This is a genomic window from Arthrobacter sp. YAF16, assembly GCF_052113385.1.
In the GTDB taxonomy this organism is placed as follows: domain Bacteria; phylum Actinomycetota; class Actinomycetes; order Actinomycetales; family Micrococcaceae; genus Arthrobacter.
Genome location: NZ_JBFRDC010000001.1, coordinates 221,059 through 237,004, shown reverse-complemented (window position 1 = coordinate 237,004; position 15,946 = coordinate 221,059). Strand labels below are relative to the sequence as shown.

General features: G+C 67.5%; 16 protein-coding genes. 9 read left to right on the top strand and 7 right to left on the bottom strand.

The window, feature by feature from the left end; all coding sequences use genetic code 11:
- Nucleotides 1-3 precede the first annotated feature (3 nt).
- From AB4Y91_RS01130 to AB4Y91_RS01120, 3 genes are all read right to left on the bottom strand, one after another.
- Nucleotides 4-687 carry an esterase/lipase family protein gene (locus AB4Y91_RS01130; RefSeq protein ID WP_441416755.1) on the bottom strand — a complete coding sequence of 228 codons (684 nt, stop codon included), beginning with the start codon at nucleotides 685-687 and terminating at the stop codon, nucleotides 4-6.
- Nucleotides 684-1,484: an alpha/beta fold hydrolase gene (locus AB4Y91_RS01125; protein ID WP_441416754.1), complete on the bottom strand. Its 801-nt coding sequence runs from the start codon at nucleotides 1,482-1,484 to the stop codon at nucleotides 684-686. Before AB4Y91_RS01125 ends, AB4Y91_RS01130 begins: the two co-directional genes overlap by 4 nt.
- A gap of 168 nt (nucleotides 1,485-1,652) precedes the next feature.
- The gene (locus AB4Y91_RS01120; protein WP_441416753.1) at nucleotides 1,653-2,000 is read right to left on the bottom strand and encodes a cupin domain-containing protein; all 348 of its coding nucleotides are present in this window, start codon (nucleotides 1,998-2,000) and stop codon (nucleotides 1,653-1,655) included.
- Between the two features lie 132 nt (nucleotides 2,001-2,132).
- Here AB4Y91_RS01120 and AB4Y91_RS01115 point away from each other — a divergent pair, with 132 nt between their 5' ends.
- Complete coding sequence (locus tag AB4Y91_RS01115) at nucleotides 2,133-2,381, top strand: hypothetical protein (RefSeq protein WP_441416752.1); 249 nt, start codon at nucleotides 2,133-2,135, stop codon at nucleotides 2,379-2,381.
- 19 nt (nucleotides 2,382-2,400) lie between these two features.
- On the opposite strand, the gene AB4Y91_RS01110 is transcribed toward AB4Y91_RS01115, so the two are convergent.
- Both AB4Y91_RS01110 and AB4Y91_RS01105 read right to left on the bottom strand, forming a co-directional pair.
- On the bottom strand, nucleotides 2,401-2,814 hold the full coding sequence (locus tag AB4Y91_RS01110) for a VOC family protein (protein ID WP_441416751.1): 414 nt from the start codon (nucleotides 2,812-2,814) through the stop codon (nucleotides 2,401-2,403).
- A gap of 159 nt (nucleotides 2,815-2,973) precedes the next feature.
- On the bottom strand, nucleotides 2,974-3,540 hold the full coding sequence (locus tag AB4Y91_RS01105) for a type 1 glutamine amidotransferase domain-containing protein (RefSeq protein ID WP_175323873.1): 567 nt from the start codon (nucleotides 3,538-3,540) through the stop codon (nucleotides 2,974-2,976).
- Between the two features lie 559 nt (nucleotides 3,541-4,099).
- On the opposite strand from AB4Y91_RS01105, the gene AB4Y91_RS01100 reads away from it, so the two are divergent.
- From AB4Y91_RS01100 to AB4Y91_RS01090, 3 genes are all read left to right on the top strand, one after another.
- Nucleotides 4,100-4,711: a hypothetical protein gene (locus AB4Y91_RS01100; RefSeq protein WP_441416750.1), complete on the top strand. Its 612-nt coding sequence runs from the start codon at nucleotides 4,100-4,102 to the stop codon at nucleotides 4,709-4,711.
- A gap of 242 nt (nucleotides 4,712-4,953) precedes the next feature.
- Entirely contained in the window at nucleotides 4,954-5,829 is an 876-nt protein-coding gene (locus tag AB4Y91_RS01095) for a hypothetical protein (RefSeq protein ID WP_441416749.1), read from the top strand.
- Nucleotides 5,830-5,971: 142 nt separating this feature from the next.
- The gene (locus AB4Y91_RS01090; RefSeq protein ID WP_441416748.1) at nucleotides 5,972-6,223 is read left to right on the top strand and encodes a DUF2630 family protein; all 252 of its coding nucleotides are present in this window, start codon (nucleotides 5,972-5,974) and stop codon (nucleotides 6,221-6,223) included.
- A 90-nt stretch (nucleotides 6,224-6,313) separates the two neighbouring features.
- On the opposite strand, the gene AB4Y91_RS01085 is transcribed toward AB4Y91_RS01090, so the two are convergent.
- On the bottom strand, nucleotides 6,314-7,015 hold the full coding sequence (locus AB4Y91_RS01085) for a FadR/GntR family transcriptional regulator (RefSeq protein WP_441416747.1): 702 nt from the start codon (nucleotides 7,013-7,015) through the stop codon (nucleotides 6,314-6,316).
- Nucleotides 7,016-7,146: 131 nt separating this feature from the next.
- On the opposite strand from AB4Y91_RS01085, the gene AB4Y91_RS01080 reads away from it, so the two are divergent.
- The 5 genes from AB4Y91_RS01080 (at nucleotide 7,147) to AB4Y91_RS01060 (ending at nucleotide 13,989) form a co-directional block, all read left to right on the top strand.
- Nucleotides 7,147-8,538: an SLC13 family permease gene (locus AB4Y91_RS01080; protein WP_441416746.1), complete on the top strand. Its 1,392-nt coding sequence runs from the start codon at nucleotides 7,147-7,149 to the stop codon at nucleotides 8,536-8,538.
- 64 nt (nucleotides 8,539-8,602) lie between these two features.
- Nucleotides 8,603-9,844, top strand: coding sequence for a CaiB/BaiF CoA transferase family protein (locus AB4Y91_RS01075; protein ID WP_441416745.1), 1,242 nt, complete (start codon nucleotides 8,603-8,605; stop codon nucleotides 9,842-9,844).
- 1 nt (nucleotide 9,845) lies between these two features.
- Nucleotides 9,846-11,363, top strand: a complete 1,518-nt coding sequence (locus tag AB4Y91_RS01070) for a carboxyl transferase domain-containing protein (protein WP_441416744.1) — start codon at nucleotides 9,846-9,848, stop codon at nucleotides 11,361-11,363.
- Nucleotides 11,364-11,440: 77 nt separating this feature from the next.
- On the top strand, nucleotides 11,441-12,412 hold the full coding sequence (locus AB4Y91_RS01065) for a CapA family protein (protein ID WP_441416743.1): 972 nt from the start codon (nucleotides 11,441-11,443) through the stop codon (nucleotides 12,410-12,412).
- 119 nt (nucleotides 12,413-12,531) lie between these two features.
- Nucleotides 12,532-13,989 (top strand): S8 family peptidase, encoded by a 1,458-nt coding sequence (locus AB4Y91_RS01060; protein WP_441416742.1) that lies wholly within the window; start codon nucleotides 12,532-12,534, stop codon nucleotides 13,987-13,989.
- 113 nt (nucleotides 13,990-14,102) lie between these two features.
- Here the strand turns inward: AB4Y91_RS01060 and AB4Y91_RS01055 are convergent, their stop codons facing one another.
- Entirely contained in the window at nucleotides 14,103-15,581 is a 1,479-nt protein-coding gene (locus AB4Y91_RS01055) for a purine-cytosine permease family protein (protein ID WP_441416741.1), read from the bottom strand.
- Nucleotides 15,582-15,946: the final 365 nt, after the last annotated feature.

The window sequence follows — 15,946 nt, the reverse complement described above, 5'->3', positions numbered from 1 at the left end:
CCCTCACACCGGGGCCGGTGCGCCCGCTTCTGCCAGCACGGTGCGGATGGTGTCCTCGTCGGCAAGGATCCGGAAATGGCCGCCGGTATCCAGCTGGACGTTCCGCGCTCCGGGAAGCACGCTGCCCTCCGGGATGTGCGGATCGAAGAGGCCGTAGACGGAGGTGATGCGTTCGTTGACGCTCTGCTCGCGGGACAGCTGCAAGGTGACGGCGTTGCGCGGCGACAACGCCCGCAGGCTCGGCAACAGCATGTAGCTTGCGTATCGGGAACCCAAGAACGGGGAGCACACCGCCACCATCCGGGTGATGCGCCGTGTCTGGTCCAGCGACATCATCGTGTACTTGCCGATCAGCCCGCCCTTGCTGTGCGCCACAATCATCGTGTCCCTGAGGTCCCTCTGGTGGAGGTAGTCGGCGATCAGTGCCGCCGCCTTCGGTACCGCGAGCCGGTTGCGCTGCAGCACGGTCACCACGTGCACCGGGTGCCCTGCCTCGTGCAGCTCCCGGATCAGCGGAAGCATAAAGCGCCAGTCCTCGTAGATGCCGGGGATGACGACGACGGGCCGTCCGGTGCCGCTGAGGAATTCGTCGGGACTGACGCGGGATACCGCACTGCGCAGCTGCCGGCCGACGGCGTAGGCATAGTCCCGGGCCCACCAGCCGGCGATCTGGACGAGCGTGCTCACGCGGTGAATCCTTGCGGCGCTTCGCTTTCATCAGCTGCGATGCCGGCGAAGGCAAGGATGGAGCCGGCAACCTCGACGGCACGGTTGTGCTGGACCACGTGCCCGGTTCCTGGGATCTCTTCGAACTGTCCGGTGGCCGCCCGTCCGGCAAGCCGGCGGCACCAGTCCACCGGGGCCACCGGGTCGTTCGCGCCCCGCAGCACGAGGACGGGGGCGCTCACCGCGCCGATCCGCTCCTCGAGGCGGTAGTCCATCATGATCCGCAGGTTCTTCAGGTACCAGACCGGTCCGCAGCGGAGATAGTCGGTGAAAACCAAGGCGTTGGAGGACGGGCTCTCGAAGAACAGGCAGTCCCGGCCCAGTGCCAGGGCCTGCTGCGCTACGGTCGGCCGCTTGTCATTGACCACCGGACCCATCAGCACCACATGGGGTATCCGCTGCGGCTGCTGCAGGGCGGCTTCCACCGCGAACTGGGTCCCCATCGAGTGCCCCACCACCACGAACTCCAGCACTCCCAGCTGCTCGAGCGCGCCCAGGAGGTAGGTGGCCTGCTCCGCAACGGTGAGCGTGTGCTCCGGCGTGGGCGTGGCCCCGAAGCCCGGCAAGTCGATCGAGAACGTGTCAACGGAGTCAGCCAGCAGCCCGTGCAGGCGGCGCAGGTAGCGGTGTGAGGCCCCGATCCCGTGGAGGAGTACGACGGCGGGTGCAGCCGCCTGCGTTCCGGCCGGCCGCCGGGAGGCAAAGACGTGGCCCAGATGGCCAGCGGCCTCGACCTCGATCCGCACGGGCGTGCTCATGGTGGGTCTCGTTTCTGTTCAGTGTCTAGTAAGCATACTGACAGACTCTCGCTGGCCCCGGGCGCCCCGGACCCATTTCGACGGTTCCCTGCGGGTCCGTACCGCGGAAACGTCGTGTGCGCAGGGAACCGTCGAAACGGCGAAACGGCGAAACGGAGGCTGGCGCCGCTAGCTGGGCGCCGGACCGAGGGGCTGTTCGGTGCTTTCCCGCTCCGGGGCAGCCTCCTTGAGCTCGACGAAGATTGTGTGGGTCTCGGTGTCGCCGGTGTTCTCGCCCGAGTGGGACTGCGCGGGCAGCCAGCGCGCCAGCCCTGAGGGAAGTTCGACGTCGACCTCCCGGCCGTGGGCGGAGAGCCGGCGGCGGAAGCTGCTGAGCGTGATCATCACGCTGTCGGGATGAGAATGCTCGACGGTATTTTCCCCGGGCTGGTCCGTGTACTCCAGCACGCGCACCCGTTCATTCTCGAATACCACCCGGTACAAGCCCGGGTTCGTTGCCACCGGATCCTGGTCCATGGCCAGACTCTAGTCCCGGCGGAAGTCGCGCGCCAGAGCGTACTGCGGCCGGCTGTACTAGGGCATGCCTCCACTGTAGTTTGGTGTGACCATCCGGGGGTGAAACCCACGGACCCACCATCGGAGGAACGCATGAGCAACAAGCCAGTCGAGCCCGAGGACATCGTGAATGACGGTGTGGAGGGCGCCCAGAAGCCCGTCCCGCGCGAAGGTAGCGGCATTGACACTCCCCAGACGGCGGCGGGCGCTCCGGAATCCGGCACGTCCGGAACGCACGCACCGGGCAAGAGCGACTCGCAGACGGTGCCTGGACCGGCAGAGGAAGACGACGAAAAGACAGCGGACGACCGCGGCCTCACCACCGACACCACGCCGGACTGAGCAGCCGCCGCCGGCCGGCCTAGCTGGCGGCCGGCGCGATGTTGACGAGCCAGTCCACTCCGAACTTGTCCTTGCACATGCCGAAGGTGTCTCCCCACGGGGCCTTCTCCAGCGGCATCGTCACGGTGCCGCCATCTGACAGCTTGTCCCAGTAGCCGCGCAATTCAGCCTCGTCGGTGCCGCTGAGGGACACCGAGAAGTTGTTGCCGGGGGTGTAGTCCATGCTGTTCGGGGTGTCGGCACCCATCAGCACCAGCCCCTTTTCGCCGGTCAGCATGGCGTGCATGATCTTGTCCTGCTCGGCAGGGTCCTCGCTGGCCTGGAATTCCGCGAAGGTGCTCATATTCAGCTCGCCGCCAAACACAGACTGGTAGAAGGTCATGGCCTCCCGCGCGTTGTCGCGGAAGCCAAGGTAAGGGTTAAGCGTGGTCATATCCGGGACTCCTTGGTAGCGGGTGGCGGCGGTGCGGGCGAAATCAACGCCCGCTCCGCCGCAGCGTACAGGCATATCCTGCCCGAAACCGTGCAGTCTTCATAGGGCCCGCCCGCCGCCAGGGAGCTGTCCCCGGCGGCGGCTCCCGTCGGAGGCCGCCTAGGCAGTCTGGCCGGCGTGCTCCCCTTCGGCGATTTCTTCGAGCAGCTTGTCGTTGAACGCCGGCAGATCGTCCGGGTTCCGGCTCGTCACGAGGCCCTGGTCCACCACCACTTCCTCATCCGTCCAGTTCGCGCCCGCGTTCTTCAGGTCGGTCTGAAGCGTGTGGTACGAGGTGAGGTTCCGACCGCTCACGACGCCGGCGTCGATCAGCAACCAGGGGCCGTGGCAGATCGAGGCCACCGGCTTGTGCTGTTCAAAGAAGCCGCGGGCGAAGGCTTGGGCACCTTTGTCGACGCGGAGGTGGTCGGCGTTTACGACGCCGCCGGGAATCACGAGGGCATGGAAGTCGGAGGCGTTGGCCTGGTCGACGGTCAGGTCGACGTCGAAGGTCTCACCCTTTTCCGTGCCGTCATAGCCCTGCAGCTTTCCGCTCTTGGGCGCCACCAGGGTGGGTTCGCCGCCCGCGTCCTTGACCGCGTTCCACGGGCTGGTCAGCTCGATCTGCTCGACGCCGTCCGTCAGCAGAAACGCGACCTTCTTGCCTGCGATGTTGTGTTCCGACATGTGTCCTCCTCTAGCCAGCGCGAGGGTCCAAGAGCCGTTCGGCCGTTCATGTCCCACGCGGAGAGATTGGTGCCTTACCCAGTCAACTCTAGGAAACAGGAAAATAATAAGCAAGCTGACTATGTGGTTGATTTGTTGTATTTCTATGGACTTCCCGTTGCTGCTGTGGCTATGGTGACGGAAGATGCCGAACTAATCGTCTCGACCTATGCGCCGCACCTGGGGGGTGTTGCACGTGTTGCACGAACGATCTTTCGGGCGCGCCCCGCGCCTGCTTCGACCCGTGTTGCTGGCCGGTGCAGCGACGGCGCTGTGGCTGGCACTTTCCGCAACAGCCGCCAGCGCAGAGACCGGCACGGACCTGGAAATTCCGGGGGGCCTGAACGCAGCATCTTCCTCTCCGTCTACCCCGCCGGAATCCGCGAGCAGGTCAGCGTCCCGAAGTGCCGGGGGCGACAGCTCTGGGCTGTTGTCCCCGGTTTTGGGGCAGGTCGCGGGCTCCGTTGAAAGGGTTATTGCCTCAATTCCCGCAGCGCCAGCGGTTGTTCCCGCGAGCACGGTGACCGACCTGGCTTCCCCCGCCGTCGAACTGGTGGACACCGGTGCCGCCGCCCTGGTGGGGACCATCATCCCCGTCGCGACCGAGGCGCTGCCCGCCACCGCTCCCGCGGTGGAGCCGCTGGGGGATGTGCTGACCGGCGCGCAGGCGCTCCCACTGCCTCCCGTCGCCTCTGCGCCGCCCGCCCCCGCGGGGCCGGAGGCCGCCCGACTTGACGCGACGCCTGCACGAACGGGCGGGGCCGCGACCTCGCACCCGAACGCCACCCGCGCCGACGTCGCAGCAGTCCCCACGCCGTCAGCAGTCCCCACGCCGGCAGCAGATGAGTACAGCCCCCCACAGTCAGGGACCCTCCCCGTGACGCCTGCAGTAGGCGGATCCGTCGCCCCACTTCAGCCGGGCGGCGACCTCGGCGGTGAGGAACTCCCTAGCGTTGTCCCCGGGGTGCCTGGTTCGGGGGCGGGCAGCAGCCAGTGTCCGTCCGGACCGAGTGCAGCCACCGTGACCACACCCTTCCATCTTCGACCGCCGCCCGGCGTGAGCGAGGCCACCAAACCGCTGCCCCAAGCTTCCAAACCGGCGTCTTTCGACCCCGGATCTTCTCCCGACTAGTTGGAGCCCCTCTGCCCCGCAACGGGCGGACCACGGCTCATCGGACTGCCCATTCAGTCCGCAACACCAACATCTTCAGGAGAAAACATCATGCATACGAACTTGCGCAGAGGGCTGCTTGGCACCCTCTTTGCCGGCGGCCTCCTGGCCTCGGAACCTCCGTCGCCTGCGCGGCGGATACAACCTCCGGCGAAGACGGAACCCTGTCCGGCACGCAGGTCGCTTCACCTGTCACCGCACCGGTGACGCTCGGGGCGACGTCGATCGGGACCCTCGGCGACTCCGCCGCCACCACCGGCGGGACCACCGCACCGGCGCCGGCCAGCGCCGGCGGAAACACCACCTCCGGCGAAGACGGAACCCTGTCCGGCACCCAGGTCATCGCACCTGTCACCGCACCGGTGACGCTCGGGGCGACGTCGATCGGGATCCTCGGCGACTCCGCCGCCACCACCGGCGGGACCACCGGCGGGACCACCGCAGCGGCACCGGCCGACGCCGGCGGAAACACCACCTCCGGCGAAGACGGAACCCTGTCCGGCACCCAGGTCATCGCACCCGTCACCGCACCGGTGACGCTCGGGGCGACGTCGATCGGGATCCTCGGCGACTCCGCCGCCACCACCGAGGGGACCACCGGCGGGACCACCGCAGCGGCACCGGCCGACGCCGACGGAAACACCACCTCCGGCGAAGACGGGACCCTGTCCGGCACCCAGGTCATCGCCCCCGTCACCGCACCGGTGACGCTCGGGGCGGCCTCGATCGGGATCCTCGGCAACTCCGAGGCCTCTGCGGGAATCCCAACGGAGGCGGGAACTGAAGAAGCCGTCACGCCGCCGGGCTTGGACGCCGGAGGCGAAGCGGGAGGCAACGCGGACGGTTCCGGCGCCGCCGTCGGAATGCAGGGCACCCTCCCGACGGCGGAGTTCCCGTCGACCGGCCAGGCTGCTCATCCTGCCGGCGTGGCCGCGCGGCTCGAGGCTCCGGCCTCCGGAGCGGGCATGTTGGCTATGACGGGAACCACTGACGGGTTACACCTTGTGGCGCTGGCCCTTCTGTGCGGCGGCGGCCTGCTGCTAGCGCTGCGGCTCGTACTGCAGCGCCGGGACGGCTAGAGCCGGTTCGCATCGGAAGGCTCAGCGAGTGGGCCCCGTCGCTCGGCGGGGTCCGCTCACTGGCCGTCCTCTGGTCACGACGCACGCCCGTGATTACGCTGGCGTGTATCCACAGCTTCAGGACCGCAGGAAGTAGGACACCATGGACGAACGGGACATCCTCCAGCGCATCACCGCCCTTGTGGACGAGGAACGTGGGCTCCGGGAACAGGCCGAGTCCGCGAGCGCCGACCACGACCACGTGCCGGACCGGCTTCGGCTCAGGCAGCTCGAGGAGGACCTCGACCAGTGCTGGGACCTGCTGCGGCAACGGCGGGCGAAGAGGCAATACGGCGAGAATCCCGACGATGCGGAGGCCCGCCCGGTCACGCAGGTGGAGGGCTACAACGGCTAGTCCCCACAGCCCCGGTCCCCGGCGGCATCGCCTCTTCTAATTCCGGTTACCCGGCGGAGGTCTTAACAGCCCCTGCCGCCGGTGCTCCGACTACTTGAGCAGGTCGACGTCGGACACCATGTCGATGTGGGCCAACATGGCTTCGGCGGCGCCTGCGGCATCCTGCGCCCGGATGGCATCCGCAATCTTCCGGTGTGAGGCAATGGACTGCTCGGGGCGCCCCGGTTGTCCGAGGGATTCGATCCGGGTCTCCAGGATCATTTCAGCGATAAAGGCCATCAGCTGGCCCAGGACCGCGGAGTGGGCGGCGGCCGTGACGGCCTGATGGAAGAGTTCATCCCCGCGCGCACCCTTTGAGCCTGCGGCCACCTCCTCGGCCATGACGTCAATCGCCGCGTCAATCGCCTGCATGTCCTGGTCCGTCCGCCGCGCGGCCGCTAGTTCGGCGAGCTTGACCTCCAACGTGCTGCGGGCCTCGACGATCTCGGGAAGCCTGCTGCGGTGTTCGCGCAGGCCCTTGATCACCGCGGGGACGTTGGGGCGGTACACCAGGACGGCTCCGGTGCCGTGCTGGACGTCAATCACGCCAAGCACCTCCAGCGCCACGAGCGCCTGGGCCAGCGTGGCGCGGGAGACCCCGAGCCGTTCGGCCAGGTCCCGCTCGGCCGGCAGGAGGTCGCCGGGGCCCAGCTGGGCCGACTCGATGAAGTCCAGGAGCTGCGCCACGAGCTGCTCGTACAGACGCGGCCTGGACACACGGGAAATCTCCGGGACCTCAGACTTCTTTGCCATCTCCAACATCCTCCCGACGTAGCGACTCCCCCATCCTATCCCTGAGGCGTATTGACAAACTCACCTAGTGTCTAAGAGGCTAGGCCAGTAGTCCTGTAATCCACATCACACTAGTCCCCGGAGGAACAAAGATGTCCGCTCCCGTGCTTTCCATCATCGTCTTGGCGGTGATGTTCCTGCTGGCCACGGTGCTGCCCCTCAACATGGGTGCGCTGGCCTTTGTCGGCGCCTTCCTGCTTGGCTCGGTTTTCCTTGGCATGTCCACCAACGAGATTCTGGCCAATTTCCCCGGCGGGCTGTTCCTGACGATCGTCGGGGTGACCTACCTCTTCGCCATCGCACAGAACAACGGCACCATTGACCTTCTGGTCCGGGGCGCCGTGCGGATGGTGGGCAGCAAGGTCGCCCTCATTCCGTGGGTCATGTTCGCCATCACCGCGCTAATCACCGCCGTCGGCGCCCTGTCCCCGGCCGCCGTCGCCATCATCGCGCCGATCGCCCTGAGCTTTGCCGCGAAGCACAAGATCAACCCGCTGATGATGGGCATGATGGTGATCCACGGCGCCCAGGCAGGCGGGTTCTCGCCGATCGCCGTCTACGGCGTCACGGTCAACGGCATCATCGCCAAGACGGACCTTGCGGCGAGCCCGATGGCTATCTTCCTGGCGAGCTTCTTCTTCAACCTCGTCATCGCGCTCGTGCTGTTCATTGTCCTTGGCGGTAACAAGCTGCTCTCCTCCAAGACCGGCCGGCTCATCGAGCAGGCTGCCGAGACCCGCATGAAAGTCAGCGTCGGCGCCCGCACGGCCGGCGTCACCCTGCAGGGCTCAGGTTCGGACATCTCCCCCGCCAGCGTGTCCGCCAAGGGCAGCAGCGCGGGTTCGTCTGCCGACAGTACCGCCGCCACCTCCGCCGGCGCCCGGGCGACCGTTCCGCAGCTGGTCACCGTCCTCGGCCTGATCGCGCTGGCCGTGATCTCACTCGGGTTCAAGGTCGACGTCGGATTCGTCTCCATCACGATCGCCATCATCCTGGCCCTGGTCTCACCCGAGGCCCAGAAGGGGGCAGTGAACAAGATCAGCTGGTCCACCGTCCTGCTCATCTGCGGCATGTTGACCTTCGTCGGCGTGCTCGAAGAGGCCGGCACCATCAAGTTCGTCTCCAACAGCGTCGCCGACCTCGGCATGCCGCTGCTCGCGGCCCTGCTGATCTGCTACATCGGCGGCATCGTCTCCGCCTTCGCCTCCTCCACCGCCATCCTGGCCGCGCTCATCCCGCTGGCAGTCCCGTTCCTGGCCAGCGGCGAAATCGGCGCCATCGGCGTGATCGCCGCGCTGGCCGTCTCCTCCACGATCGTGGACGTCTCGCCGTTCTCCACCAACGGCGCCCTGGTGCTGGCCAACGCTCCGGAGGACGTGGACAAGGACAAGTTCTACAAGCAGATCCTCGCCTACAGCGGCATCGTCGTCGTCGCGGGGCCGGCCATCGCCTGGCTTGTCATGGTTGTCCCCGGCTGGATGTAGCTGCCCCCGGCCGATGCCGGCGCACGCACTGCACACCCTGGAACTGAAAAGAAAAGGATCGATTATGAGCAAGGAATCCGACCTCCCCAACGCTGGCCCGCTGGCCGGCTACCTCGTGGTGGACCTCAGCCGTGCCCTTGCCGGCCCGCACGCCGGGATGATGCTGGCGGATCTCGGCGCTCGGGTAATCAAGGTTGAAAACCCCGGCACCGGGGACGACACCCGCGGCTGGGGACCGCCCTTCGTAGGCCCCGAGGACGACCCGCAGGCCACGTACTTCCTGTCCTGCAACCGCAACAAGGAGTCCATCGCCCTGGATTTGAAGAGCGACGACGGGCGCCAGATCCTGCGGGAACTGCTCACGAAGGCCGACGTCGTGGTGGAGAACTTCCGCCCCGGCGTCCTGGACCGGCTCGGATTCTCGACGTCGGAAATGCATGCGTTGAACCCGGCACTCGTGATCCTGTCGATCACCGGCTTTGGGCATGACGGGCCGGAGGCCGCCCGCAGCGGCTACGACCAGATCCTGCAGGGTGAGGCCGGGCTGATGTCCCTCACCGGTTCCGGGCCTGACGATCCGCAGCGGGTGGGGGTGCCGATCGCCGACCTGCTCTCCGGGATGTACGGGGCCTTCGGCACCCTCGCCGCACTGCTGCAGCGCGAAAGGACGGGCAAGGGGCAGATCGTCCGGACCTCCCTGCTTTCGGCCCTGATCGGGGTGCATGCGTTCCAGGGCACGCGGCAGACCGTCGCCGGAGACTTGCCGCAGGCACAGGGTAACCACCACCCATCCATCGCCCCCTACGGGCTGTTCCATTGCCGCCAGGGCAAGGTGCAAATCAGTGTGGGCAGCGAGAAGCTGTGGAAGAGCTTCGCCGGCGCGTTCGGGATCGACACCACCCGGCCGGAGTTCGCCACCAACGCTGACCGGGTGCGCAACCGCGAAAAGGTCATTGAGGCGGTCGAGGACGCCTTTGCCGACTATGAAGCCGAGCCCCTGCTGGCCAGGCTGAACGAGGTGGGCATCCCGGCCGGAAAGGTGCGGACCCTGGACGAGGTCTACCAGTGGGAGCAGGTCCACTCGCAGGGCCTGGTGATCGACGTCGACCACCAGGTCCTGGGAAAAATCAGCCTGCCCGGCCCCCCGCTGCGGTTCTTCGACCCGGGCGACGCACGGGAGACCACCCTGACCTCGCACAGCGCCCCACCCCTGCTGGACCAGGACGGAGGCAACATCCGCCGCTGGCTGGACAGCGCCACGGGCGTCCCGACGGCGGCCGGCGCCCAGGGCCGGGGCGGGCACTGACATGCTGGCAGAGCAGAAGGTCCGGCACCTCGATGCCACTGCGCTGATAGCCACGGTGCTGGACCCGGGCTCCTACCGCAGCTGGGACAAACCGGTGACTGACCCGGATCCAAGCCCCGCCTACCGGGCGGAGCTGGCGGCGGCCCGTGAGAAATCCGGCGTGGACGAATCAGTCCTCACCGGTGAAGGGTTGATCCGGGGCCGCCGGGTCGCCGTGATCGTCAGCGAATTCCGTTTCCTCGCGGGTTCGATCGGGGCCGCCGCGGCCGAACGAATCGTCCTGGCTGTCGAAAGGGCCACCGCGGAAGGCCTGCCTCTGCTGGCGGGACCTGCGTCCGGCGGCACGCGGATGCAGGAGGGGACGCTGGCGTTCCTGTCGATGATCAAGATCACCGCCGCCGTCCGCGCACACCGGCAGGCAGGCTTTCCCTACCTCGTGTATCTGCGCCACCCCACCACCGGCGGCGTGATGGCTTCCTGGGGTTCGCTCGGCCACATCACCGTGGCGGAGCCGGCCGCGCTTCTGGGGTTTCTTGGCCCGCGGGTCTACGAGGCGCTGCACGGCAAGCCCTTCCCGGAAAACGTCCAGGTGGCGGAGAACCTCTTCGACAAAGGACTCGTCGACGCGGTGGTTCCGCCGGGGCAACTGCCCGATATCGTCAACCGTGCGCTGGATATCCTCAGCCCCGGCTCCCCGGCGCCGGTGGGTCCGCCGCCGACTCTCAGCGTGGCCCCCTCGGACGCCGGGGCCTGGACCTCGATTGAGATTTCGCGGAATCCCCGCCGGCCCGACCTCCGCCAGCTCCTGGCCCACGGGGCACGGGACGTCCTGCCGCTCAACGGCACCGGCCAGGGCGAGAAGGACCCCGGGCTGCTGCTGGCCTTGGCCCGTTTTGGCGAGAGGTCCTGCGTCGTACTCGGCCACTCGCGGCCGAGGCCGTCGCAGCAGACGGCCATGGGACCGGCTTCCCTCCGTGAGGCGCGGCGCGGCATGCGGCTGGCGGAGGAGCTGGGCCTGCCCCTGCTGACGGTCATCGACACCGGCGGCGCGGCGCTGTCCAAAGAGGCCGAAGAAGGCGGCTTGGCCGGCGAAATTGCCCGGTCCCTCCACGACCTCATCGGCTTGCAGTCGCCCTCCGTCTCGGTGCTGCTGGGGCAGGGCGCCGGAGGCGGTGCGTTGGCGCTGCTGCCGGCCGACCGGACCGTGGCAGCCCAGCATGCCTGGCTGTCCCCGCTGCCGCCCGAGGGAGCAAGCGCCATCGTGCACCGCAGCACCGAGTTTGCGCCGGCGATGTCCGCATCCCAGGGCGTCAACGTCGCGGCCCTGCACGCCAACGGACTAATAGACCACATCGTTGACGAACGCCCCGACGCCGCGTTGGAGGCCCGGGCGTTCTGCCGGCGGATGGGACAGGCAATTGAATACGAGCTCTCCCTGGTCTCGGCCTCCGGGATCGGCGAACTCATTCCGCGCCGGCTCGAAAAGTACGCGAATCTGGGCCGCAGCCTCCGCGCCTAGGGCATCGCGAGGGGACGACGGGGGAATGTTCCGCCGTCGTCCTTTCGCTTGCCCGGCCGGCGGTCCATGCTGGTGCCATGCAGATCGCGTTCCTGGGCGACGTCATGCTCGGCCGGCTGGTCAACGACTACCTGAAGACCGCCGGTCCCGCCTATCCCTGGGGTGACACGCTGCCGGTCCTGCGGCGGGCGGACGTGAGGATCGCCAACCTGGAATGCGTGCTGGCCGACGGCGGCAGACCCGAGCCCGGCAAGGTCTTCACCTTCCGCAGCGACCTGAAGAACGTGCGCAGCCTGGTCTCCGCGCAGATCGACCTGGTGTCGCTCGCCAACAACCACGTCCTCGATTACGGTCCGGACGCCCTGCGGGAAATGCTGCCTGCACTGGACCGGCACGGGATCCTGCATGCGGGCGCTGGCACGGACCCGGCCTCGGCCCGGCGCCCGGCCGTCCGCAGGGTCGGCGGCACCGCCGTCGGGTTCGTGGCGTTTACGGACAACCAGCCGGACTGGGAGGCAGCGCCCGGGTCCCCAGGCGTGTACTACGTCCCTGTTGCAGACCGCGGGGAGCGGGTCGGGCAGCTGCTCGAGTTGGTGGAGCGGACCAAGTCGCGTGTCCAGCTGCTCGTCGTTTCGGCGCATTGGGGCGGCAACTGGGGCTCCGGCGCCCCGCCCGAGCATCGCGCACTGGCGCGGCAGCTGGTCGACGCGGGCGCCGACGTCGTGTTCGGGCATTCGCCGCATATCTTCCGCGGCGTCGAGGTGTACCGGAACCGGCCGATCATCTACGGCGCCGGGGACTTCGTCGATGACTATGCGGTGGACCCCGAGGAGCGCAACGACTTTTCCTTCATCTTCCTGCTGGAGGCCGACGGCGGGGCGCCGCGGCAGCTGCGCTTGTTTCCCACCCTCATCGCCGACTTCCAGGCCCGGTTGGCAGTCCGAGACGCCCGGGATGTCGCGGACCGGATGTCCCGGCTGTGCGGGGAGCTGGGCACCGGAAGCAGCTGGAATGCCGGCGAAAGGTGCCTGGAAATCCCTCTGGCGTAGCCGCCGCTGCCGCCGGCCGCCGGACGCGGAGTCCGATAGCCCCTGATTAATCCACGCTGCAGGGCCTACCATATGGACGGGGGGCACTCGAAAAGCACCATGCTTACTGGGAGGCCACGATGTTTACCACTATCCGCAATCTTTTCCCGCACGTGCAAAAAACATTCGTGGATCCCGGCTGGCGCCGTCCCCGGCCCGGCGCTGCTGCTCCCCCGCCGGACGGCACACGGCCGCGGCGCTTCGTGGGCGGCCTGGCAGCCCTCCTGCTGGTAACGGGCGGGGGCCTGGCGGCCGCTGCGCCTTCTGCCGCCGCCGAACCGGCACAAAGCTACATTGTCGTGCTCAAGGACGGCACCGGCGATGCCGGGGCCTTGGCCGCGGCCCAGCAGGCCAAGTTCGGTTTCAGTGGCTCCAACGTGTACCGGAGCGCTGTGAGCGGCTACGCCGGCACCATGACGGCCAGCCAGGCCAAGAACCTCGCCGCCGATCCCAGCGTCGATTTCGTCACGCTCGGCCGGCACTTCGAGGAGCCCGAAGAGCCCACCACACCCAACACCGAGATCGCTCCGTTGTGGTGGCAACGGATCGGCGGCGATCCGGAAGCGGCCAAGGACGCCGTACGTGCCGGCACTGGCAATGAAAATGGCTCCGCAGTCAATGTGGCGGTCATCGACAGCGGCATCGACGGCAAGCACCCCGACCTGAACGTCCAGGGAGGGATCGACTGCACCTCCGGGAAACCGGTCGAAGTGACGCCCATTGACGTGCTTGGCCACGGCACGTCGGTGGCCGGTGTCATCGGTGCCCGCAACAACGGCTCCGGCATCATCGGCGTGGCACCGGGCACCCCGCTCTGGTCCGTACGGGTCGTCTCCAACACCGGTTCCATCACCGAGGAGAGCCTGATCTGCGCCATTGACTGGGTGACCTCAACCCACAAGGACGACAACGAGGACAACGACATCGCCGTCGCCAATATCAGCATCGGCGGCCCGGGCTCCGACACCGCCAACTGCGGCAAGGGCACCGACCCGATGCACTACGCGATCTGCCGCTCGGTCAGGGCCGGCGTGGCGTACGCCGTCGCAGCCGGAAACTCGGCCGCGGACCTCGCCGGGACGGTCCCCGCGGCCTACCACGAGGTGCTGACCGCGACCGCCATGGCGGACTTCGACGGAAAGCCCGACGGACTAGCTGCCAGTCTGTGCGGCCGTGATGACTGGCGGCGCCTCGGACAGTTGGACGACCGGCCGGCGTTCTTCTCGAACTTCGCCGTCAACGCCAGGGACAAGGAGCACACGGTCGCCGCGCCGGGTGTGTGCATCCTGTCCACCGTGCCCGGTGGCTACGGCGTGAACCATGGCACCAGCTTCGCCAGTCCGGCAGTGGCAGGCGCAGTGGCCCTGTGCATCGACCAGGGAGCCTGCCAGGGATCGGGCGCGGAGCTCACCCAGCAGTTCCTGGACACCGCCGAGTCGTACAACAGCCGGCACCCGGACTTCGGGTTCATTGGAGATCCGCTCCGGCCGGCCGGTGCGAAGTACTACGGCTATCTGACTCAAATCACCCGGCTCTAAGGCGCCCGCCGCAGCCACGCTGCCCGTTTCGACGGTTCCCTGCCGAATCGACGTTTGGATACGTCGAGGGTGCACGGAACCGTCGAAACGGCGGAGCGGGAGCCGACGGCGGGTCAGGCCACCGGAGCGCCTGCGAGCCGGCCGGCCGGCGGCTCCGCCGCGACGCCGGCGTCGTTCGGATAGATCATCTCTGCGGGCGCGTTGGAGTTGCGCTTGGCCAGGGGGTAGAACACCAGGGCGGTGACCACAAGGCCCACCAGCCACGAGATGTCGGATCCACCCAGCACCTTGGTCATCGGGCCCGTGTAGAGCGTCTGCGCCAGGAACGGAATCTGGGCGACGATGCCGATCGCGTAGGAGATCAGCGCCGTTTTGTTCCACCGTCCGTAGCGGCCGTTCGGGTCGTACAGGGCCGGGATGTCGACCTTTTCCTTGGAGATCAGGTAGTAATCCACGAGGTTGATGGAGCTCCAGGGGATGAAGACCATAAGCAGCAGCAGCACGAAGTTCTTAAAGTTGGCGAGGAAGTCCGGGGAGGCCAGCATGGCGATCAGCACGGTGAGTCCGATGAAGCCGATCACGTAAGCGAACCGGGTCCGCGACCGGGCGGCGGTCTTGCGGGTGAAGGCCGTGACGGACGTCAGCATGGTCATGTAGCCGCCGTAGGCGTTCAGGGTGTTGACTGTCAGCTTCCCGGTCACAATGACCAAGTAGATGACGACGGCGATCAGGCCGCCGCCGCTGAGGTTGCCCAGGAAGGCAACCTGGCCGTCCAGGAACCGCTGGCCCTTGGGCAGCGCCAGCGACGCGAACAGCGCGCCGAGCGTCATGGACCACTGGGAGCCCAGCACGGTGCCGAGGAAGGCGGCCAGGAAGGTCTTCCGTGCCGGGGTTTTCGAGGGCAGGTAGCGCGAGTAGTCCGCGACGTAGGGACCGTAGGTCAGCTGCCAGCCGGCGCCCAGCGAGATGGCGAGCAGAAAAGTGGGGAACTCGAAGGTGCCGGAGGCGAGAAGGGCCCCGACGTCCTGGCTCGCGAAGAGCCGGATGCCAAGGTAGGTGAAACCCAGTACGCCGATGACGGTCGAGATGCGGCCCAGCACGTGGATGTACTTGTAGCCCAGCGTGGCCACAAGCACCGTTAGCGCGCCGAAGATCACCATGCCCACGGCGGGGGTTCCGGTGCGGGTGATTTGATCAATGGCCTGGCCTGCGAGGACGGTACCGGTCGCCGCGAAGCCGAGGTACATGATGATGACGAGCACCAGCGGAATCACCGCCCCGAAGACGCCGAACTGAGCCCGGCTGGAGATCATCTGCGGCAGGCCGAGCTTCGGTCCCTGGGCCGCGTGCAGAGCCATCACCGCGCCGCCGAGCAGATTGCCGATCAGAAGCCCCAGAATTGCCCAGAGCGCATCGGCGCCGAACAGCACGGCAAGGGCGCCGTCGACGATCGCCGTAATCTGCATGTTCGCCCCGAACCACAGCGTGAACTGCTGCCCGGGAGATCCGTGGCGTTCATTTTCCGGAACGAAGTCGATGGAGCGGCGCTCGACGCGCCGCCCGGCGGTTTCCGTTCGTGTCGAAGCTTGCATGCTCGTCCTCACTAGAGATCTGGGTGGGTTTGTCCGTCCATCTGAGCACGTCCCGTGATCTGCATCACGGGGGTAGCCGGCGCTTGTGTCCGGGATTCCGGACAGTTGGCAGACTGATGCCCACGCTCCCGCCCGATTCTTCCGCAGCCGGCCGGCACCCGTTTCGACGGTTCCCTGCCGGTTCGACGCTAGGAAACGTCCGGTGTGCACGGAACCGTCGAAACGGCGGGGGAACCGCGCCGGATAGCCGCCGTTTACCTCCCGGAAACAAACCCGACACGCGCCCTTCACGAAGGGACGATTTCTGTAACTTCCCCGCAACGTTGCGCCCGACTGCCTGAAACACGCCGCCGGGAGGATTGAAC

Coding starts and splice junctions, on each gene's coding strand:
- AB4Y91_RS01125 (WP_441416754.1), bottom strand. CDS start 1,484: ATGAGCACGCCCGTGCGGATCGAGGTCGAGGCCGCTGGCCATCTGGGC.
- AB4Y91_RS01120 (WP_441416753.1), bottom strand. CDS start 2,000: ATGGACCAGGATCCGGTGGCAACGAACCCGGGCTTGTACCGGGTGGTA.
- AB4Y91_RS01115 (WP_441416752.1), top strand. CDS start 2,133: ATGAGCAACAAGCCAGTCGAGCCCGAGGACATCGTGAATGACGGTGTG.
- AB4Y91_RS01110 (WP_441416751.1), bottom strand. CDS start 2,814: ATGACCACGCTTAACCCTTACCTTGGCTTCCGCGACAACGCGCGGGAG.
- AB4Y91_RS01105 (WP_175323873.1), bottom strand. CDS start 3,540: ATGTCGGAACACAACATCGCAGGCAAGAAGGTCGCGTTTCTGCTGACG.
- AB4Y91_RS01090 (WP_441416748.1), top strand. CDS start 5,972: ATGGACGAACGGGACATCCTCCAGCGCATCACCGCCCTTGTGGACGAG.
- AB4Y91_RS01085 (WP_441416747.1), bottom strand. CDS start 7,015: ATGGCAAAGAAGTCTGAGGTCCCGGAGATTTCCCGTGTGTCCAGGCCG.
- AB4Y91_RS01080 (WP_441416746.1), top strand. CDS start 7,147: ATGTCCGCTCCCGTGCTTTCCATCATCGTCTTGGCGGTGATGTTCCTG.
- AB4Y91_RS01075 (WP_441416745.1), top strand. CDS start 8,603: ATGAGCAAGGAATCCGACCTCCCCAACGCTGGCCCGCTGGCCGGCTAC.
- AB4Y91_RS01070 (WP_441416744.1), top strand. CDS start 9,846: ATGCTGGCAGAGCAGAAGGTCCGGCACCTCGATGCCACTGCGCTGATA.
- AB4Y91_RS01065 (WP_441416743.1), top strand. CDS start 11,441: ATGCAGATCGCGTTCCTGGGCGACGTCATGCTCGGCCGGCTGGTCAAC.
- AB4Y91_RS01060 (WP_441416742.1), top strand. CDS start 12,532: ATGTTTACCACTATCCGCAATCTTTTCCCGCACGTGCAAAAAACATTC.
- AB4Y91_RS01055 (WP_441416741.1), bottom strand. CDS start 15,581: ATGCAAGCTTCGACACGAACGGAAACCGCCGGGCGGCGCGTCGAGCGC.